General features: G+C 68.6%; 12 protein-coding genes. 2 read left to right on the top strand and 10 right to left on the bottom strand.

The features are described from left to right. Nucleotides 1-147: 147 nt before the first annotated feature. Nucleotides 148-540 (top strand): NYN domain-containing protein, encoded by a 393-nt coding sequence (locus ACZ4XD_RS08320; RefSeq protein ID WP_468039428.1) that lies wholly within the window; start codon nucleotides 148-150, stop codon nucleotides 538-540. Nucleotides 541-714: 174 nt separating this feature from the next. Here the strand turns inward: ACZ4XD_RS08320 and ACZ4XD_RS08325 are convergent, their stop codons facing one another. The 9 genes from ACZ4XD_RS08325 to ngcE all read right to left on the bottom strand — a co-directional run bounded on the left by ACZ4XD_RS08325 (nucleotide 715) and on the right by ngcE (nucleotide 13307). After that, complete coding sequence (locus ACZ4XD_RS08325) at nucleotides 715-2241, bottom strand: amino acid permease (RefSeq protein ID WP_468039430.1); 1527 nt, start codon at nucleotides 2239-2241, stop codon at nucleotides 715-717. 197 nt (nucleotides 2242-2438) lie between these two features. Further along, entirely contained in the window at nucleotides 2439-4490 is a 2052-nt protein-coding gene (gene dxs / locus ACZ4XD_RS08330) for a 1-deoxy-D-xylulose-5-phosphate synthase (protein WP_468039432.1), read from the bottom strand. A gap of 219 nt (nucleotides 4491-4709) precedes the next feature. Then, a complete protein-coding gene (locus tag ACZ4XD_RS08335; protein ID WP_468039435.1) occupies nucleotides 4710-6047 on the bottom strand; it encodes a sugar ABC transporter permease in 1338 nt (445 codons plus the stop codon). Next, nucleotides 6044-6844, bottom strand: coding sequence for an ATP-binding cassette domain-containing protein (locus ACZ4XD_RS08340; protein WP_078886026.1), 801 nt, complete (start codon nucleotides 6842-6844; stop codon nucleotides 6044-6046). The genes ACZ4XD_RS08335 and ACZ4XD_RS08340 overlap by 4 nt, the downstream gene beginning before the upstream one ends. 317 nt (nucleotides 6845-7161) lie before the next feature. Then, nucleotides 7162-8256, bottom strand: a complete 1095-nt coding sequence (locus ACZ4XD_RS08345; RefSeq protein ID WP_468039436.1) for a substrate-binding domain-containing protein — start codon at nucleotides 8254-8256, stop codon at nucleotides 7162-7164. 139 nt (nucleotides 8257-8395) lie between these two features. Further along, entirely contained in the window at nucleotides 8396-9595 is a 1200-nt protein-coding gene (locus ACZ4XD_RS08350) for an ROK family transcriptional regulator (protein ID WP_468039438.1), read from the bottom strand. A 322-nt stretch (nucleotides 9596-9917) separates the two neighbouring features. Next, nucleotides 9918-10883 (bottom strand): carbohydrate ABC transporter permease, encoded by a 966-nt coding sequence (locus ACZ4XD_RS08355; protein WP_468039441.1) that lies wholly within the window; start codon nucleotides 10881-10883, stop codon nucleotides 9918-9920. Further along, nucleotides 10883-11806, bottom strand: a complete 924-nt coding sequence (locus tag ACZ4XD_RS08360) for a carbohydrate ABC transporter permease (protein WP_468039443.1) — start codon at nucleotides 11804-11806, stop codon at nucleotides 10883-10885. Before ACZ4XD_RS08360 ends, ACZ4XD_RS08355 begins: the two co-directional genes overlap by 1 nt. A gap of 61 nt (nucleotides 11807-11867) precedes the next feature. After that, a complete protein-coding gene (gene ngcE / locus ACZ4XD_RS08365) occupies nucleotides 11868-13307 on the bottom strand; it encodes an N-acetylglucosamine/diacetylchitobiose ABC transporter substrate-binding protein (RefSeq protein ID WP_468039445.1) in 1440 nt (479 codons plus the stop codon). Between the two features lie 432 nt (nucleotides 13308-13739). Between ngcE and ACZ4XD_RS08370 the strand changes: the two genes are divergently transcribed. Beyond that, a complete protein-coding gene (locus tag ACZ4XD_RS08370; protein WP_468039447.1) occupies nucleotides 13740-17147 on the top strand; it encodes a GH92 family glycosyl hydrolase in 3408 nt (1135 codons plus the stop codon). Nucleotides 17148-17279: 132 nt separating this feature from the next. On the opposite strand, the gene acnA is transcribed toward ACZ4XD_RS08370, so the two are convergent. After that, the gene (acnA, locus tag ACZ4XD_RS08375) at nucleotides 17280-19994 is read right to left on the bottom strand and encodes an aconitate hydratase AcnA (protein ID WP_468039449.1); all 2715 of its coding nucleotides are present in this window, start codon (nucleotides 19992-19994) and stop codon (nucleotides 17280-17282) included. Nucleotides 19995-20416: the final 422 nt, after the last annotated feature.

A 20416-nucleotide genomic window follows, 5' to 3' on the forward strand; every position in this document is an offset into this window, starting at 1 on the left:
AGACACCCCCCCCCCCCCCCCCACCCCCCCCCCCCCCCCCCCCCCCCACCACCCCCCCACCCCCCCCCCCCCCCCCCCCCCCCCCCCCCCCCCCCCCGCTTTTGTGTGCCCGGGTCCGGTGGCGGCCCGGCATGGGAGGGTGGCGCCATGGATTCCTTGGTCATTGTCGATGCCGCGAATGTCGTCGGATCGGTGCCCGACGGCTGGTGGCGGGACCGGCACGGCGCGGCGGAGCGGCTGCGCGACGCGCTGCCCGCCTACGCGGCCGGGGGGCTGCCGGGACTGGTGCCGCCGCCCCTGGAGATGGTCCTGGTGGTCGAGGGCGCGGCGCGCGCCGTCGAGTCCGTCGAGGGCGTCCGGGTGGTACCGGCGGCCGGCAGCGGCGACGACCGGATCGTGCAACTGGTGGCGGACGAGGGCGCCGGCCGGGACTGCCTGGTGGTCACCGCGGACCGCGAACTACGGGACCGGGTCCAGGCCCTGGGCGCCCGGGTGACGGGCCCGCGAGCGGTATGGGGGCGGGGGCGCGGCGGGGGCTAGAAGGTGCCTTCCGCCGTTCCGGCCCCGGCCATCTCAGCAACGCGCTGCCTCACCTGGCCGGGCCCCTCTCCCGTGGGTGAGGTCCTCTCCCGTAGGTGAGGACGTCGTGCCCCGTATGTCACGGCGAGCGCGGCATACGGGGCACGAGCGGAGGGACGCAGGAGAGCTCGGCCGTCAGTCCCCGGCGGGCTGCCGGTCGCGGAGGCCGAGGCGGCTGTGCGAGCGCCCGTACACGAAGTAGATGACGAAGCCGACCGCCATCCAGATGGCGAACCGGACCCAGGTCTCGGCCGGCAGATTGAGCATCAGCCACACCGAGGAAGCCACCGAGAGCACCGGCACCAGCGGTACCAGCGGGGTGCGGAAGGAGCGGGGCAGATCGGGCCGGGAGCGGCGGAGCAGGATGACGCCGACGGCGACCACGACGAAGGCGAACAGGGTGCCGATATTGACCAGTTCGGCGAGTTCGTCGATCGAGGTGAAGCCGGCGACGACGGCGACGACGGCGCCCAGCGCGATGGTCGAGCGGTAGGGCGTGCCGAATCGCGGGTGGGACCGGGAGAAGGCCCGCGGCAGCAGCCCGTCCCGGCTCATCGCGAAGAACACCCGGCTCTGTCCGAGCAGCAGAATCATGCTGACGGAGGTCAGGCCGACGGCGGCGCCGAAGCTGATCACGCCCGCGAAGAAGGGCTGTCCGAGATCCTTGAAGGCATCGGCCAGCGGGGCGTCGGTGGAGAGCTTGCTGTACTTCTGCATCCCGGTCACGACGATCGACACGGCCACGTAGAGGAGCGTGCAGATGGCCAGCGAGCCGAGGATGCCACGCGGCACGTCGCGCTGCGGATTGCGGGTCTCCTCGGCGGCGGTGGCCACGATGTCGAAGCCGATGAAGGCGAAGAAGACCACGGCCGCCGCGGCGAAGATGCCCATGGTCCCGAAGTTGGCCGGGGCGAAGCCGAACATCAGCTGGGACAGCGGGGCGCCCAGTCCGCCGCCCGCTTCACTGGGCTCGCTGGGCGGGACGAACGGGGTGTAGTTGGCGCCGTTGATGAAGAAGGCACCGGCGATGATGACCAGCAGGACGACGGTGACCTTGATCCCGACGACCACCGCCGTCACCCGCGAGGACAGCTTCATCCCGAACACCAGAATGGCGGTCAGCAGCAGAACGAGGAGGAAGGCGAGCAGATCGAAGCCGAACCGCCCCTCATGGGTGCCGGACAGAGCGGCGGGCAGATGCAGCCCGGCGGAGTCCAGCAGGGAGCGCACATAGCCGGACCAGCCGACCGCGACCACCGCACAGCCCAGGGCGAGTTCCAGGATCAGGTCCCAGCCGATGATCCAGGCGGGCAGCTCCCCCAGTGAGGCGTACGAGAAGGTGTAGGCCGATCCGGCGACCGGCACGGTGGAAGCGAACTCCGCGTAACACAGCGCCGCCAGCGCGCAGACCACGCCCGCGACGACGAAGGACAGTGCGACGGCCGGCCCGGCCTGTTCCTTGGCGATTTTTCCGGTGAGGACGAAAATGCCGGTGCCGATGACGACACCGACACCGAAGACGGTCAGGTCGAGCGCCGAGAGAGATTTCTTGAGCGTGTGCTCCGGCTCCTCGGTATCCCGGATCGACTGTTCTACAGTCTTCGTCCGGAACAGACCGCGATTGCGGCGTGAATCGTGTGGTGTGCCGTGCTGTGTGCTCATGGGCGAACCTCCGCCTGGACGACCCTCGCAACTCTCCTGAACTGACCGAGTCTCCGCAATGTCTGGAAACAGTCAGCTTCGGCGGGCCTCCGGACGGAGGGGATTCACCCGATGGGGTGCGGCCGTACGTATGCCGAGGGGCCGGGCGGAACATCCATACGGATGACCGGCCCGGCCCCTCGTGCCGTTCGGCGGAATCAGTCGCGGGTGGCTTCGGCCGGCTCGGCCGCACCCTTGGCGCGGGCGTCCTCGGAGGCGTCCGCGGTGCTGTCGGCGGAGGCTTCCCCGGCCGGCCGGAGAGCGGGCTGCGGCAGCCCGTCGATCTTGGAGACCAGGCCGGTGACCTGGCGGGCGATGTCCGGTGCGGTGAGCCCGATCTCCGCCATGACCTCCTTGCGGGAGGCGTGGTCGAGGAACTGCTCGGGGATGCCGAAGTCGCGCAGCGGCACGTCCACCCCCGCGTCGCGCAGCGCCTGGGCGACGGCCGAACCGACGCCGCCGGAACGGACGTTGTCCTCGACGGTGACCACGACCCGGTGCTTGGCGGCCAGCCCCGGCAGCGCCGCGTCGACCGGCTTGACCCAGCGGGGGTCGACGACGGTGGCGGAGATGCCCTGCTTGTCCAGCAGGTCGGCGATCTCCAGGCACATCGGGGCGAGCGCGCCGACGGAGACCAGGAGGACGTCGGGCCGGGTGACGCCCTCGGCGGGCTCGCGCAGCACGTCCATGCCGCCGATCCGTCCGACGGCCTCCACGGCGGGGCCGACGGCGCCCTTGGAGTAGCGCACCACGGTGGGCGCGTCATCGACCTCGACGGCCTCGCGCAGCTGGGCGCGGACCTGGTCGGCGTCGCGCGGCGCGGCGATCCGCAGACCGGGGACGACCTGAAGGATCGACATGTCCCACATGCCGTTGTGCGAGGCGCCGTCGGTGCCGGTGATACCGGCCCGGTCCAGCACGAAGGTGACACCGCACTTGTGCAGTGCGACATCCATCAGCACCTGGTCGAAGGCGCGGTTGAGGAAGGTGGCGTAGACGGCGAAGACCGGGTGCAGACCGCCGGTGGCCATGCCGGCCGCGGAGACCGCCCCGTGCTGCTCGGCGATGCCGACGTCGAAGACGCGGTCGGGGAAGGCCTTGGCGAACTTGTCCAGGCCGACGGGCTGGAGCATGGCCGCCGTGATGGCGACGATGTCCTTGCGCTCCTTGCCGAGTTCGACCATCTCGTCACCGAAGACGGACGTCCAGTCCTTGCCGCCCGAGGAGATGGGCAGGCCGGTGTCGGGGTGGATCTTGCCGACGGCGTGGAAGCGGTCCGCCTCGTCCTGGAGGGCGGGCTGGTAGCCGCGGCCCTTCTCGGTGAGGCAGTGGACGATGACCGGGCCGCCGAAACGCTTGGCGCGCGTCAGGGCGGATTCCAGCGCCTCGATGTCATGGCCGTCGATCGGGCCGACGTACTTCAGGCCCAGGTCCTCGAACATGCCCTGCGGGGCGATGAAGTCCTTCAGGCCCTTCTTGGCGCCGTGCAGGGTCTCGTAGAGCGGCTTGCCGACGACGGGCGTGCGCTCCAGCAGGTCCTTGCCGCGGGCCAGGAAACGCTCATAGCCGTCCGTGGTGCGCAGCGTCGCCAGGTGGTTGGCGAGGCCGCCGATGGTCGGGGCGTAGGAGCGCTCGTTGTCGTTGACGACGATGACGAGCGGGCGGTCCTTGGCGGCGGCGATGTTGTTCAGCGCCTCCCAGGCCATGCCGCCGGTCAGCGCGCCGTCACCGATGACCGCGGCGACCCGGTCGTCGCAGCCGCGTACCTCGTTGGCCTTCGCGATGCCCTCGGCCCAGCCCAGCACCGTGGAGGCGTGGCTGTTCTCGATGACGTCGTGCTCGGACTCGGCACGGGAGGGGTAGCCGGACAGACCGCCCTTCGCCTTGAGCCTGGAGAAGTCCTGACGGCCGGTGAGCAGCTTGTGGACGTAGGACTGATGCCCGGTGTCGAAGAGGACCTTGTCCTTCGGGGAGTCGAAGACACGGTGCAGGGCGATGGTCAGCTCGACCACGCCGAGGTTCGGGCCGAGGTGTCCGCCGGTCTTGGACACCTCATCGACGAGGAAGGTACGGATCTCCCCCGCCAGCTGCTCCAGCTGCTCCGAGCTCAGTCGGTCCAGATCGCGCGGTCCCCTGATACGGGAAAGCAACGCCCTCCCGTCGCCCGCCACCGCCCCGGCCGGACACGCTTTGCGCGGCACCTCCTGCACCCCTGCCTCCTTGCTGCTTGCTGCCTGCTGCCGTGGATCGAGCTTGCCGATCAGATGAGTCTAATGTCGCGCCCGCCGCGCCGACGCCCGGGCCTTGCGATGTATGTCACTCGGGTGAACCGGGTCCCGGCACACCGCGCGGCGTACGTCACCGCACGCGGACCGGCCCCCACCGGATGATGCCCGGTGAGGGCCGGCGCCGTCGTGCGAGGGGCGCGGTCAGGTACGTCCGGCTGTCTTCTGCGTCCGGCGGGAGACCGAGTCGATCACCACGGCGGCGAGCAGCACCGCGCCGGTGATCATGTACTGGATCTCACTCGCCATGCCGAGCAGATTCAGCCCCTGCTGGATCGACTGGATGACCAGCATGCCCAGCAGCGCGGACCAGATCTTGCCCCGGCCGCCGAACAGGCTGGTGCCACCGATGACGGCCGCCGCGATGACGTTCATCAGGGTGTTGCCGGCGCCCAGGTTCTTGGTGGCGCCACCGGAGAGGCTGGCGATGAACAGGCCACCGAAGGCCGCGAGCATGCCCGAGATGGCGAAGACGCTGATCCGGATCTTGTTGACATTGATGCCGGCGCGGCGGGCCGCCTCGGCGTTGCCGCCGACCGCGAAGATCTGCCGTCCGTAAGTGGTGCGGCGCACCACGAAGTCGGCGATGACCAGCACCGCGAGGAACAGCACCAGGGCCAGCGGCAGACCGCGGGCGCCGGCCGGCTCGTTCAGGACATAGGCGACGACGAAGGCGAGCACCGCGACCACGCCGGTGCGCAGCAGGATCTCGCTGAGCGGCCGGGAGGGCAGCGCGGCGGCCTTGCGGCGCTTGCTGTCCAGCAGCAGCGATCCGGCGTAGGCGAGGACCGCGACCAGCGCGAGACCGTAGGCGGCGGCCTTGTCCTCGAAGTAGTAGCCGGTGAGGTTCTCCACGACACTGCCGCTCGGCGTGTTGATGGAGCCTTCCTTGCCCATCATCCAGATCTGGAGACCGCTCCAGCCGAGGAAACCGGCCAGGGTGACGACGAAGGCCGGCACCCCGATCTTGGCGAAAAAGAACCCGTGCAGGGCGCCGATCGCCACACCGGCCGCGATGGCGATCAGTACCGAGAGCCAGTCATTGACGCCGTTGGTGACGCTGAGTACGGCCCACACGGCCGCGCCGACACCCGCCACCGAGCCGACCGACAGATCGATCTCGCCGAGCAGCAGCACGAAGACGATGCCGACGGCCATGATGCCGAGGCCGGAGGTGTAGACGCCGATGTTGGCGAGGCTGTCCGCGGACAGGAAGCTGCTGTTCTTCAGCTGGAAGACGACCGCGATGACGAACAGGCCGATGATGACCGGCAAGGAGCCCAGTTCACCACCGCGCACCCGGCGCTTGAAGTCGTTGAGGTAGCCGGCGAAGCCCTGTTCGCGGACGAGCAGACGGGGATCGACGGCGGCCGCCTGGACGGCGTCCGCGGCCGGGGCCTCCGTGGCCGGGGCGTCCGTGGCCGGTGCGTCCGTGGTCTCCGCGTCCTCGGCCGCCGCGGGCTCCTTCGTGAGATCACTCATGCCCCGACCTCCTTCTTCACCTGGTCCGTGCGCGCCTTGCGGCGGGTCACGGCGTTGTCCGAGGCGCCGGTGATGGCGGCGATGATCTCTTCGTGGGAGGTGCCCTCGACGTCGAAGACACCGTTGTTGCGGCCCAGCCGCAGCACCGCGACCCGGTCCGCGACGGCCTGCACATCGGCCATGTTGTGGCTGATGAGGATGACGCCCAGACCGCGCTCCCGCAGCCGCTCGACGAGGTCGAGGACCTGCGCGGTCTGCTCGACACCGAGCGCCGCGGTGGGCTCGTCCAGGATGACGACCTTCGGGTCGCCGATCAGTGCCCGGGCGATGGCGACGACCTGCCGCTGACCACCGGAGAGCGCCGCGACCGGGATCCGGACGCTGGGGATCCGGATGGACAGGGTGTCCAGCAGCTCCTTGGCCCGCTTCTCCATGGCGATCTCGTCGAGGACACCGACGGTGCGGGTCTCGTTGCCGAGGAAGAGGTTGGCGACGACATCGAGGTTGTCGCAGAGCGCGAGGTCCTGGTAGACGGTGGCGACGCCGAGTTCCTGGGCGTCGTGCGGCTTGTTGATGCGGACCGTCGCACCCTGCCATTCGATGGCGCCGTCGTCGACCGGGTGAACGCCCGAGATGGTCTTGACGAGGGTGGACTTGCCGGCGCCGTTGTCGCCGACGAGGGCGACCACCTCACCGGGGTGGATCTCCAGGGTGACGTCCGTGAGTGCCTGGACGGCGCCGAACCGCTTGGAGATTCCGCGCAACGCCAGCACAGGCGTAGCGGACACGTGAATCATCTCCTTCGCCGCCGTCACAACGGCGGGGATGTGGTGCGTGGAGCGGGGGGCTTGCGGGGGACGGTCCGGCTTCCGCGCCCGGGACGGGGCGGCGCGGGTACGGGCCGGTAGGGGTGGGGCCGGTCTCGCAGACCGGTCGGGGTGCGGGCCGGTCGAGATGCGGACCGGGGTACGGACCGGCCGGTGTGCGGACCGGTGGGGACAGGGCCGGGCCGGGGCCGCGGGGCGGTGCCGCGCGGCCCCGTCCGACCGGGGGCCTGGGGCCGGGGGCCCGTGGGACCGGCGCCGGAGGGCCCGGCGCCGGAGGGCCCGGGGTCTTACTTGATGCCGGCCTTCTCGCAGGCCTTCTTGGCGTCGCCGGTGCAGATCTGGCTCGCCTTGTAGACCTTGTCCTTGAGGATCGTGGACGCGATGTTGTCCTTGGTCACGATCTGCGCGTCGTACAGCTTGGCCGGGATGCCCTTGACCTCACCGCTGAGGCTGTCGACCTTGGTGTCCGTCAGGGAGTCGATCTTCTCGCCCTTGAGCAGCTTGACGGCGATCTCGGCCGTGGAGTCGGCCTGCGGCTTGATCTGCTTGTAGATGGTGAACGCCTGGTCGCCCTTGAGGATCCGCTGGAGACCCGCGAGCTCGGCGTCCTGGCCGCCGACCGGGACGTCCACGCCCTTCTGCTTGAGCGCGGTGATGATGCCGCCGGCCATGCCGTCGTTGCCGGAGTAGACGCCCTGGAAGCCGTCCTTGCCGAGCGAGTCGAGGGCGGCGCTCATCTTCTTGTTGGCCTCGTCAGGCGACCAGTCGGGGATGTCCTGCTCGTAGGCGATCTTCTTGACCTGCTTGTCGAGGACGCTGTGGGCGCCCTTCTTGAAGAACGGCATGTTCGGGTCGGTCGGCGAACCGTTGATCATGACGACATTGCTGTCCTTGGCCTTGTCCCCGAGCGCCTTGACCAGCGCCTGGCCCTGGAGGCGGCCGATCTTCTCGTTGTCGTAGGACACGTAGGCGGAGATGTTGCCCTCGGCCAGCCGGTCGTAGGCGACGACCTTCACGCCCTTCTTGGCGGCCTGGTTCACCCAGGACTTGGTCGCCTTGTAGTCGACGGCGTCCAGAATGATCACCTTCACGCCCTGGGTGATCAGCGCGTCGAACTGCTTCTTCTGGGTCTCGGTCTCCTGCGCCGCGTTGTTGTACTTCACCTTGCAGTCGCTGCACAGCGCGTGGATCTTCGACTCCATGAGCGGGCGGTCGAAGGTCTCGTAGCGGGTGGTCTTGTTCTCCGGCAGCAGCAGACCGATCGTCTTGTTGTCGCCGCCGCCCGACTTGGCGCCGTCACCGGCTTTGCCGCAGGCGGCCACGGAGAGCGCCATCGAGACGGCGGCAGTGCCTATGACGACGCGACGCGTCCAAACGTTCATTGGGGTGCCTCCCTGACGAGGCCGCGTCGTTGCGGCCGAGGTGGCTGGAAGTCAACTCGGCCGCCAGCCGACCGTCAAGAAGTAAATCCTTAACGAGATGGCAACGGTGCCATGCGTTAGCTGCGTGAACTCAGCGCGCTCACGCCAGGGCGGGAGCGTCCGCCGGCTGCGCGCCGTCGAGCAGGGTCGAATCGCCCATCTCGCTCAGCACCAGCGCCAGCGCGCCGAGCACCTCCGCACGGCCGCCGAGCGTGCCGGGGACGATGCCCAACTGCCGTGCCGCGCTGGGGATCGCGTACCGCGACACCGACTCACGGATCGGCGCGAGCACCAGCTCACCGGCCTCGGCGAGATCCCCGCCGAGCACCACTCGGCTGGGATTGAGCAGATTGCACAGATTCGCCACACCACTGCCGATATGACGCCCTACGTCCGCAATGACCCGACGGCAGCCCGGGTCGCCCTCGCGGGCCAGCTGGACCACCCGCGCCATGGTCAGATCGGGCCCGTGGCTCGGCTGAAGCAGCGGGAGGACGTACCGGGCCGCGGTGAAGGTCTCCAGGCAGCCACGGTTGCCGCAGCGGCACACCGGGCCGGCCTCGTCCAGCGTGATGTGCCCGATCTCGCCCGCCGTGCCGCCCGGCCCGCGGTAGATCTGCCCGCTGATCACCAGCCCGGCGCCGACACCGCTCGCCACCTTGATGTACGCCAGGTCGGTGGCCCCGCGGCCGCCGCCCCACACCAGCTCGCCCAGCGCGCCGAGGTTGGCGTCGTTGTCCACGTGGACGGGTACCCCGAGGCGCCCCGACAGCTCCTGGCCGGGGTTCGTGCCCGTCCAGCCCGGCAGGATCGCCGTGGAGCCGAGCGTCCCGGATTCCACGTCGATCGGCCCCGGTACGCCCAGGCCGACGCCGACGACCTTGCCGGCGTCGATCCCGGTGGCCGCGATCAGCCGGTTGACCAGCTGTTCCGCCCGGTCGAAGCCCTCGGCGGCGGAGGCGTCCACATCGATCGGCTCGGCCTCCTCGGCGAGCACCTGGTGGGCGAGGTTGCCGACCGCCACCCGCAGATGGGAATGCCCGAAATCGACCCCTACGACGATGCCCGCGTCGCCGGAGAGCGAGACACTGCGCGCCCGCCGCCCGCCCGCCGAGGTCGGGGTCACCTCAACGGTCCCGCCGTCCTTCAACTCGCGAACGATGTTGGAAACGGTGGCCGCGGACAGCCCCGTGCTCCGGGCGATCTCCGCCTGGGTGAGTGAGCCCGCCATACGCACCGCGCGTACGACCCGCTCCAGATTGGCCCGGTGCAGCGAGGACTGCGACCCTGGAGTCTCCATCGACTCATCCACTCCCGTCTGGGGCCCGGGGTGCCTCCCAGCGGCAGCTGGGAAGGCACGACGACCGCCCGCCGACCGCACCCACGTCTTCGGGGGGCGGCCATCGATTCAACATGTGAACTCTAAGCAGAACGCCAGCCGGGAAGTCTCGTCAAGGCGTTGAGCCCGGCATGATCGGGAAGCGGCTGATCCGGGCACCCGTGAAGGCGGCCCCGCCGCCGCGGAGCCGCCCCGGGAGGCATGCCGGAGGGCATGCCAAGGTGGCGCAAATCTTTCGCCGGAAGCCGCCGCTCCGGCGGACCGCCGGCTTCCGGCCCGCCCCCTACTTCAGTGCGCCGGCCGTCAGACCGGCCACCACCTGTCGCTGGAAGATGATGTACGCGGCGAGCACCGGCAGCATCGCGATCGTCAGCCCGGCGAACAGACCGGACCAGTCCCCCTTGTAGCCCTGACTCACCGCCAGGGCCACCAGACCCTGCGTCAGCATCTTCTTGTCCGGCTCACCGACGTTGAGCACCGTCGGCAGCAGATATTGATTCCACTGGCCGAGGAAGTTGAAGATGCCGACGCTGATCAGGCCGGGCTTGGCCATCGGCAGCATCACCTGGAAGAAGGTGCGGGTGTGCGAGGCGCCGTCGATGAGCGCCGCCTCGGCCACCGAGGTGGGCAGCGTCCGGAAGAACCCACTGAGGAAGAAGACCGTGAACGGCAGCGAGTAGGCGATATAGACCAGGATCAGACCGTGGTACGTGTCCAGCAGCGCCATGTTCTTCATGACGAAGAACAGCGGGACCAGCGCCAGGATGACCGGGAAGCCCATCCCGCCCACGAACAGGAAGTACAGAAAGCGGTTGCCGGGGAAGTCGAAGCGGGCCAGGACATACGCCGCCATCGAACCCAGCAGCATCGTGCCGATCAGCGAACCGCCCACGACGATCAGCGAGTTGAGGAAGTACTGGCCCATGTTCGCCTTGTCCCAGGCGCGCGACCAGTTCTCGAAGTGCAGGACCGACGGCAGCCCCCAGGGCGAGCCGAAGATCTCGCTGTCGTCCTTGAAGGAGCTCACCACCGCCCACAGCAGCGGCATGGTGACCAACAGGCCCCAGATCACCAGGACTCCGTGCGAGAAGACATTGAGGACCTTGCCCTCACCGCTCCCGCCGTCGGGGCCGGCGCCGTCCTTCCGCGCCCGGCCGCCGCGCGGGCCGGGCAGCCGCGCCGCGTCCGGAGCCGGTGTGTGCTCCTTCGTCACCCCCGGGAGGTCCGCCGGGTCGGTCTGCGCACTCATCAGAACTCCAGTCGCTCGCGCCGGCCCAGCCGCATGACGACGGCCGAGAAGACGAGGGTCACGATCAGCAGGGAAACGCCGATGGCGGTCGCATATCCGGCCTGACCGTCCCGGAAGGTCTTCTGGTACACGTACAGCGGAAGGACCTCGGTCGAATAGTCGGGGCCGCCCGGACCGACGCTCATGATCTGCACGAAGGCGAAGGCCGACACATCCAGGGCGAGAATGCCCATATAGATCCAGCCGGTCTGCACGGTGTCCCACAGCAGCGGCAGCGTGATCCGGAAGAAGGTGTTGAAGCGGTTCGCGCCGTCCAGCAGCGCGGCCTCGTAGAAATCCTTCGGAATGGAGCTCATACCGGCGGAGAAGAGCACGACATAGAAGCCGACATTGGCCCACACCATCGCGGCCATCACACACCACAGCGCGATCTGCGGATCCCCCAGCCAGTCCGGCTGCACACCGTCGAGCCCGATCGCGTCGAAGAAGGCGTTGAGCGCGCCGCTCTCCGGGTTGTAGGCGAACTGGAACAGCAGGGCGACGATCGGGACCGACAGCACCTGCGGGAAGAAGTAGAGGATTTTATAGGCGCCCGAGCCGCGCACCCCGCCGATGACCGCCTTCTTCCGGCGGCGGCCACCGACGTTGAGCATGAAAGCGAAGAAGAGCCCGAGCGACAGCGTCACCACCGGCAGCAGCAGCAACAACGTCACGCTGTTGCCCACGGCGGCCCAGAAGACCTCGTCCTGGAAGAGCCGCACATAGTTGTCGAAGCCGACCATCTTCATGTCCGGACTCAGTCCGGTCCAGTCCGTGAAGGAGTAGTAGATGGCCTGCACGAAGGGCGAGATCACGAAGATCGCGTAAATCGCCAGCGGGAGCACCAAGAACCCCGCGATGAAACGGTACTTACCGTGTTTCATGACTACCGATCCCGTTCTCTGCCTGCGTGTGCCGCCGCCGGTACCGCATCGAACGTCGCGGTCAGCGCTTGTACTTCTTCACGCTGGAGTCGTCGCGGGTGTCGTCCGCATACTTCTGGATCTTCTTGATGGCCTCGTCGGGAGTCAGCCGGCCGGCCATCATCTCGCCCAGCGCACCGACCCCGATCCGCTCCTTCTGGAGCGCCACATACCAGTCCTGCAACCGCGGATTGACGATGTTCTGACCGGCCTTCTCCAGCGCCACCTGCGCCGATGCCAGACCCGGCGGGAGCTTCAGCCCCTCGGTGCCGCCGTTGAGCGAAGTGAGCGAGGAGACCTGCCGGATGAAATTCTGCGCGGACTTCTTGCTGAGCATGATGCGCAGCAGTTCCATACCGCCCTCGGCGTTACGGGCCTTCCTGGGCACGATGTACGGCTCGCCGCCCGAGGCCCAGATCGTGCCGTAGGGCATCTTGTCGGAGTCCGACAGGCTGGACGGGGCACCGACCGCGAGGTCGAACTGCGGATTCCGGGCGATCTGCTTGGCCGACTCGTTCTCCACCCAGGAACCGTTCGGGATGAACAGCGCCTTCCCCTCGGCCCACGCCTTCTGCGACTGGAGGTGGTCCAGGCCGGGCGAGCCCTTGAGGACATAGCCCTTCTTGTAGAGCTCGTAGTAGGCGTCGAATGCCGCCTTGACCGCCGGGTCCTTCCAGGCGTTCGGCTCCAGATTGTCGATCTTCCGCAGAACCTCCGCACCACCGATCTTGGCGATGAACGGATAGAGGCTGAAGGGAAGGTAGTACGGGTACTTACCCGGGTACGTCCAGCCCGCCACGCCCTTCTTCTTGGCCTTGGCGCACAGGGCCAGCATCTCGTCCCAGGTCTCCGGATACTCCGCGTCCAGCTTCCGCAGATTGCCCTTGGAGTACCAGACGCCATAGACCGTGTAGGCGTAGTAAAGGATCCAGGTTTCCTTGCCGCCGAACTGGCCCATTTCGACGACACCGGGGCGCAGGGTGTCCCGCACCTTCTTGTTCGGGTCGTCGATGGACGGGGCGTCGAGGAGCGCCGAGAGGTCGGTCAGCTGGTCCTTGGCCACCAGCGTTCCGAAGTCCATTTGTTCCGCACCGGAGTTGTCGACGAGGTCCGGGGGATTTCCGCCGTTGAAGCGCGGCTGAAGGGTCGACTGGATCTTCTGGGTCGACGAGAGCTTCACCTTGCCGTCGGCCTTCGGGAAGACCTTCAGGTACTCGCTCTGGGCATCCTTGGCGTACTTGTCACCGAATCCGCCGTCGAAGATGACGACATCGAGGCCGGCCGACTCATTGACCGCGAGCGGATTCTTGGCCGACTTCTTGCCCTTTTCGACCTTGTTATCGCTGTCACTGCCGCCGCCGGCACACGCCGACAGCACTCCCATGGCCGGTACGGCGACGATCCCCAGAACCGCGGCTCGCTTGACCAGATCACGACGGTTGAATGCTGAGGTGGATCCCATGCTCAAGTCCTCGCCTTCTTCAGGACTCAGGCGGTGTACCGGAGCCACCCCGGCACCGCGGGTCAGATGAAGCTGAGTTGTACGGGATGTGCACCGGGCGTGCTAGGCACCTGCGGGGCAGTCATGCGTTCCCGCCTTACCCCCGGATCCACGGCCTTCGTCGTACGGCCGGTCGGACGCGACAGGTATAGTCCACTTCCAGTCGCAGGGGCAAGATCGAATGCAGGGTTGGACGGCAGTCTTTCCCTAGTTGAGACCTCCCCGGTATGCGGGGATTCGCCCGGCCGTCTCCCGCCGCCCGACCGGCGGCACGACCGGCGCACCGATCGCAGCGTCACCCTTGACACCAAAGTCCCCACGCACCTTACTTATCTCTGTTTATCTCGGCGCCATGTAACCGACAACGATGTCAATCTCGTTGAGAGGGCTCGCGTGCGGCTCAGACACCGGCACAGTCCACTGCGGGGGATCGCCCGCCCCGCCGCCCTCGCGGCGGCCGCTCTGCTCGTCATCACCGTGCCCGGCCCGGCCCAGGCCGCGCCACCCCAACCGCCCCGAGGAGCGGCGGAGTTCCACTCCTCCTTCGAATCCGGCGAACCGCGGCCGGACTGGACCGACACCGTCGAGACCGGCCCCGACGGCGAGCCCCGGACCTCCGGCGTCACCCCGGAGACCGCCCCGGCGGCACCCGGGATGAGCACCGGGACCGACACCGGCCCCCGCGACTCCCCCACCGCCAAGGCCCACGCCGGCTTCACCGGAGGGCATGCGCTGCGCTACGCCGGCACCCACACCGCCGCCGGCCACGGCTACGCGTACAACAAGATCTTCGACGTCAATGTGCCGGTCACCGCGGCCACTTCGCTCTCCTACAAGATCTTCCCCGAGATGGCGACGAGCGATCCGGCCTACCCGGCGACCCACGCCGCCGTCGATCTGGCCTTCACCGACGGTACGTACCTCAGCGAGCTGTCCGCCGTCGACCAGAACGGCGCGCCGCTGACGCCCCGGGGCCAGGCCGCCGCCAAGACGCTCTACGTCAATCAGTGGAACAACCGGGAAGCGCGGATCGGCGCGGTCGCCGCGGGCAAGACCGTCGACCGGATCCTGGTCGGCTATGACGCGCCGGCGGCACCACGGACCGCGCCGGCCTTCCGCGGCTGGCTCGATGACCTCACCCTCGCGCCCAAGGCCCCGGACCAACCGCTCGCCCACTACTCCGACTACGCCGTCACCACCCGCGGCACGCTCTCCAGCGGCGGTTTCTCGCGCGGCAACACCTTCCCCGCCACCGCCGTCCCCAACGGCTTCAACTTCTGGACCCCGGTCACCAACGCGGGCTCCGCGGACTGGCTCTACGAGTACGCGCGGAAGAACAACGCCGACAATCTCCCCACCCTCCAGGCGTTCAGCGCCAGCCATGAGCCCAGCCCGTGGATGGGTGACCGGCAGACCTTCCAGGTCATGCCGTCCGTCGCGGCCGGCACCCCGGACGCCTCGCGCACCGGCCGGGCGCTGCCGTTCCACCACGACAACGAGACCGCCAGGCCGCACCACTACGGCGTGACCTTCGACAACGGTCTCAAGACGGAGATCACCCCGACCGACCATGCCGCGCTGATGCGCTTCACCTTCCCCGGCGACCGGGCGAGCCTGATCTTCGACAACGTCAACAACAAGGGCGGGCTGAGCCTGGACACCGAACGCGGGATCGTCACCGGCTTCTCGGACGTCAAGAGCGGACTGTCCGTCGGCGCCACCCGGCTGTTCGTCTACGCCGTCTTCGACGCCCCGGTCACCGACGGCGGCCGGCTCGACGGCGGGGGAGGCAAGGACGTCACCGGCTATCTCCGCTTCCGGCCCGGGGCGGACCGCACCGTGACGATGCGGATCGCGACCTCGCTCATCAGCGTGGACCAGGCGAAGGCGAATCTGACCCGGGAGATCCCCGACGGCGCCACCTTCGCCGGCATCAAGGACCGGGCGCAGTCGCAGTGGGACGACCTGCTGGGCCGTATCGAGGTCGAGGGCGCGAGCCGCGATCAGCTCAGCACGCTCTACTCCAACCTCTACCGGCTCTACCTCTACCCCAACTCCGGCTTCGAGCAGGTCGGTTCGCGCAGCCGCTATGCCAGCCCGTTCTCGCCGCAGGTCGGCCAGGACACCCCGACCCACACCGGTTCGAAGATCGTCGACGGTGAGGTGTACGTCAACAACGGCTTCTGGGACACCTACCGGACCACCTGGCCCGCCTATTCGCTCCTCACCCCGAAACGGGCGGGGAAAATGGTCGACGGCTTCGTCCAGCAGTACAAGGACGGCGGCTGGATCTCCCGCTGGTCCTCGCCCGGTTATGCGGACCTGATGACCGGGACGAGTTCCGATGTGGCGTTCGCCGACGCCTATGCCAAGGGGGTGGAATTCGATGCCGAGGCGGCCTATGCCGCGGCCGTCAAGAACGCCACCGTCGCCCCTCCGCACCCCGGAGTGGGCCGTAAGGGCATGACCACCGCGCCCTTCCTCGGCTATACGAGCACCGATACCCGCGAGGGCATGTCCTGGGCGCTGGAGGGCTACCTCAATGACTTCGGTATCGCCCGTATGGGCAAGGCGCTGTACGAGAAGACCAAAAAGCCCCGCTACAAGGAGGAGTCGGCCTATTTCCTCAGCCGCGCCCAGAACTACGTCAAGCTCTTCGACCGCCGGGTCGGCTTCTTCCAGGGCAAGGACGCCCGGGGTGACTGGCGGCTGCCGCCGGGCACCTTCGACCCCCGGGTCTGGGGCCACGACTACACCGAGACCAACGCCTGGACCTTCGCCTTCACCGCACCGCAGGACACCCGGGGCCTGGCCAACCTCTACGGCGGCCGCACCGCCCTGGCCAAGAAACTGGATGCGTACTTCTCCACCCCGGAGACCGCGTCCAGGGAATTCGCCGGCTCCTACGGCCAGGTCATCCATGAAATGACCGAGGCCCGCGACACCCGGATGGGTATGTACGGGCACAGCAATCAGCCCTCGCATCACATCGCCTATGTCTATGACGCGGCGGGGCAGCCCTGGAAGACGCAGGAGAAGGTTCGCGAGGCGATGTCCCGGCTCTACCTCGGCAGCGAGATCGGCCAGGGGTACCCGGGCGACGAGGACAACGGCGAGATGTCCGCGTGGTACGTCTTCAGCTCGCTCGGCTTCTATCCGCTGGTGATGGGCCAGGGCGAATACGCGGTGGGCTCCCCGCTCTTCACCAAGGCCACGGTCCATCTGGAGAACGGCCGGGATCTCACCGTGAACGCCCCGCGCAACAACGCGCGCACGGTCTATGTCCACGGGCTCCGGGTGAACGGCAAACCCTGGAATTCCACCGCCCTGCCGCACCGGCTACTGGCCCGCGGCGGCACCCTGGACTTCACCATGGGCGACCGCCCGTCCGCCTGGGGCACCGGAGCGCACGCCGCCCCCACCTCGATCACCCAGGACGACCGCGTCCCCGCCCCGCCCCAGGACGCCACCGCCCCCGACGGCGGCCCGCTCTTCGACAACACCTCCGACACCTCGGCCGAACTGACCGGCGCCCCGGTGGACCTCACCCGGCCCACCCGGGTCACGTCCTACACCCTCACCTCGGCGGCCCACGCCACGGCCCCGGCCGGCTGGACGCTGGAGGGCTCCCCGGACGGAAAGCAATGGACGCGGCTGGACCACCGCGATGCCGAGTCCTTCACCTGGGACCGGCAGACGCGGGTCTTCGGCATCAGCCGGCCGGGCAGCTACCGGCACTACCGGCTGGTGCCCGACGGCCCGGGCACCCTCGCCGAGATCGAGCTGCTCGGGCCGCCGTGAACCCCGTTGGCGCCTTGGCGAAGACGAGCCTGATCCGATGGGACCGGGCCCGGACAAGCGGACGGGCCGCACCCCCTCGACCGAGGGAGTGCGGCCCGTCCTGCTGCCGCGGGGACTTACTCGCGGCTGCGTTTACTTCCGGATGAGCGAGCGCAGCACGTACTGCATGATGCCGCCGTTGCGGTAGTAGTCCGCCTCGCCGGGGGTGTCGATGCGGACGACCGCGTCGAACTCGACACCGCTGTCGGTGGTGACCTTGACGGTGCGCGGCGTGCTGCCGTCGTTCAGCTCGGTCACGCCGGTGACCGCGAAGGTCTCCTCGCCGGTCAGGCCGAGGGACTCGGCGGTCTGGCCCTCGGGGAACTGGAGCGGCAGGACGCCCATGCCGATGAGGTTCGAGCGGTGGATGCGCTCGTAGGACTCGGCGACGACGGCCTTGACGCCGAGCAGCGCGGTGCCCTTGGCCGCCCAGTCGCGGGACGAGCCGGAGCCGTACTCCTTGCCGGCCAGGATGACCAGCGGGGTGCCGGCGGCCTGGTAGTTCTGCGAGGCGTCGTAGATGAACGACACCGGGCCGCCGTCCTGCGTGAAGTCGCGGGTGTAGCCGCCCTCGGTGCCCGGCGCGATCTGGTTGCGCAGGCGGATGTTGGCGAAGGTGCCGCGGATCATGACCTCGTGGTTACCACGGCGCGAGCCGTAGGAGTTGAAGTCACGACGCTCGACGCCGTGCTCGGTGAGGTACTGGCCGGCCGGGGTGTCGGCCTTGATCGCACCGGCCGGGGAGATGTGGTCGGTGGTGACCGAGTCGCCCAGCTTCGCCAGCACCCGGGCGCCGGAGATGTCGGAGACCGGGGTGGTCTCCATCGTCATGCCCTCGAAGTACGGGGGCTTGCGCACGTAGGTGGACTGCGGGTCCCACTCGAAGGTGTTGCCGGTCGGGATCGACAGCGCCTGCCACTGGGCGTCACCCGCGAAGACGTCCTGGTAGGACTTGTTGAACATGTCCTCGCCGATGGCGTTGGCCACCACGTCGTTGACCTCGGCCTCGGTCGGCCAGATGTCCTTCAGGTAGACCGCGTTGCCCTCGGTGTCGGTGCCGAGCGCGTCCTTGGTGATGTCGACCTTCATCGAACCGGCGAGGGCGTACGCGACGACCAGCGGCGGGGATGCCAGGTAGTTCATCTTGACGTCGGGGTTGATCCGGCCCTCGAAGTTACGGTTGCCGGAGAGCACCGAGGTGACGGCCAGGTCGTGCTCGTTGACGGCCTTGGAGACCTCCTCCGGCAGCGGGCCGGAGTTGCCGATGCAGGTGGTGCAGCCGTAGCCGACGAGGTTGAAGCCGACCTTGTCGAGGTACGGGGTGAGCCCGGCCTTGTCGAAGTAGTCGGTGACGACCTTCGAGCCCGGCGCCAGGGTGGTCTTGACCCACGGCTTGCGGGTCAGGCCCTTCTCCACGGCCTTCTTCGCGACGAGCGCGGCGGCGACCATGACGTACGGGTTCGAGGTGTTGGTGCAGGAGGTGATGGCCGCGACCGTCACCGCACCGTGGTCGATCTCGTAGGTCGAGCCGTCGGGGGCGGTGACCGTGGTCGGGCGGCTCGGCACGCCGTTCGTGGCGGCCGGGGCGTCGGAGGCCGGGAAGGACTCCTCGCCGGCCTCGTCGGCGTCGGAGACGTAGTTGAGGACATCGCGCTCGAACTGCGTGGCGGCCTCGGCGAGGACGATGCGGTCCTGCGGACGCTTCGGACCGGCGATCGACGGGACGACCGTCGACAGGTCCAGCTCCAGCTTCTCGGAGAAGTCGGGCTCGGCGGCCGGGTCGAGCCAGAGGCCCTGCTCCTTGGCGTACGCCTCGACCAGCGCGACCTGCTGGTCGCTGCGGCCGGTCAGCCGCAGGTAGTTGAGGGTCTCGTCGTCGATCGGGAAGATCGCGGCGGTGGAGCCGAACTCCGGCGACATGTTGCCGATGGTGGCGCGGTTGGCCAGCGAGGTGGCGGCGACGCCCTCACCGTAGAACTCGACGAACTTGCCGACGACGCCGTGCTTGCGCAGCATCTCGGTGATGGTCAGCACCAGGTCGGTGGCGGTGGTGCCGGGCTTCAGCTCACCGGTCAGCTTGAAGCCGACGACCCGCGGGATGAGCATGGAGACCGGCTGGCCGAGCATCGCGGCCTCGGCCTCGATGCCGCCGACGCCCCAGCCCAGCACACCGAGGCCGTTGACCATGGTGGTGTGCGAGTCGGTGCCGACGAGGGTGTCGGGGTATGCCTGGCCGTTGCGGACCATGACCGTACGGGCCAGGTGCTCGATGTTCACCTGGTGGACGATGCCGGTGCCCGGCGGGACGACCTTGAACTCGTCGAAGGCGGTCTGGCCCCAGCGCAGGAACTGGTAGCGCTCCTTGTTGCGGCCGTACTCCAGCTCCACGTTCTGGCCGAAGGCATCCTTCGTGCCGAACTTGTCGGCGATGACGGAGTGGTCGATGACCAGCTCGGCCGGCGCCAGCGGGTTGATCTTCGCCGGGTCACCGCCGAGCTCCTTGACGGCCTCACGCATCGTGGCGAGGTCGACCACACAGGGCACGCCGGTGAAGTCCTGCATGATCACGCGGGCCGGCGTGAACTGGATCTCCTGGCTGGGCTGGGCCTGGGAGTCCCAGCCACCGAGCGCCCGGATGTGGTCGGCGGTGATGTTCGCGCCGTCCTCGGTGCGGAGCAGGTTCTCCAGCAGCACCTTCAGGCTGTAGGGAAGACGCGCGGCGCCTTCGACCTTGTCCAGCCGGAAGATCTCGTACGACTCGTCGCCCACGCGCAGCGTGCTGCGGGCGTCGAAGCTGTTCGCCGACACGACAGTCTCCTTCATGCATGAATTCGCGCGTACCACCGCAATGCTGCCGTCACCGCCCTTGCCCCATCCGCTAAGGTGAGCCTAAGTTAGGTATGCCTTACTGGCGCGGCAGCGGTACGCCTCTCGGCAGATATCTCGATGTCGAGATAACTCTAATACATCGCCGCGTCCAGGTCATGCCCCGACCGGGGTGCGCTGCGCCCTCGGCGTGCGATCGTGGTCACTGATGGCCGGTGACCACCGGGTTCGTGCCACCGCGGGTGGAGTGGCCGGAAATGGCCGGAGCCAGGGGATGCCCACCGGCAGTGGACGGGAACGCCGTCGTCGCGCTCCGTGCCGCGGCGCGAGCGGAAAGCCGCAGGTCAGGCGCCCATGTCACATCCTGCCTGCCCGGTCCGTCGTACGTGTGCAAGCACCGACCG

This window comes from Streptomyces sp. NPDC029466, assembly GCF_055574515.1.

Bases quoted from the DNA above. Each gene is read 5' to 3' on its own strand.
- ACZ4XD_RS08350 (WP_468039438.1), bottom strand. From the start codon at position 9,595: ATGGAGACTCCAGGGTCGCAGTCCTCGCTGCACCGGGCCAATCTGGAG.
- ACZ4XD_RS08345 (WP_468039436.1), bottom strand. From the start codon at position 8,256: ATGAACGTTTGGACGCGTCGCGTCGTCATAGGCACTGCCGCCGTCTCG.
- ngcE (WP_468039445.1), bottom strand. From the start codon at position 13,307: ATGGGATCCACCTCAGCATTCAACCGTCGTGATCTGGTCAAGCGAGCC.
- ACZ4XD_RS08360 (WP_468039443.1), bottom strand. From the start codon at position 11,806: ATGAAACACGGTAAGTACCGTTTCATCGCGGGGTTCTTGGTGCTCCCG.
- ACZ4XD_RS08340 (WP_078886026.1), bottom strand. From the start codon at position 6,844: ATGATTCACGTGTCCGCTACGCCTGTGCTGGCGTTGCGCGGAATCTCC.
- ACZ4XD_RS08325 (WP_468039430.1), bottom strand. From the start codon at position 2,241: ATGAGCACACAGCACGGCACACCACACGATTCACGCCGCAATCGCGGT.
- ACZ4XD_RS08320 (WP_468039428.1), top strand. From the start codon at position 148: ATGGATTCCTTGGTCATTGTCGATGCCGCGAATGTCGTCGGATCGGTG.
- ACZ4XD_RS08355 (WP_468039441.1), bottom strand. From the start codon at position 10,883: ATGAGTGCGCAGACCGACCCGGCGGACCTCCCGGGGGTGACGAAGGAG.
- ACZ4XD_RS08335 (WP_468039435.1), bottom strand. From the start codon at position 6,047: ATGAGTGATCTCACGAAGGAGCCCGCGGCGGCCGAGGACGCGGAGACC.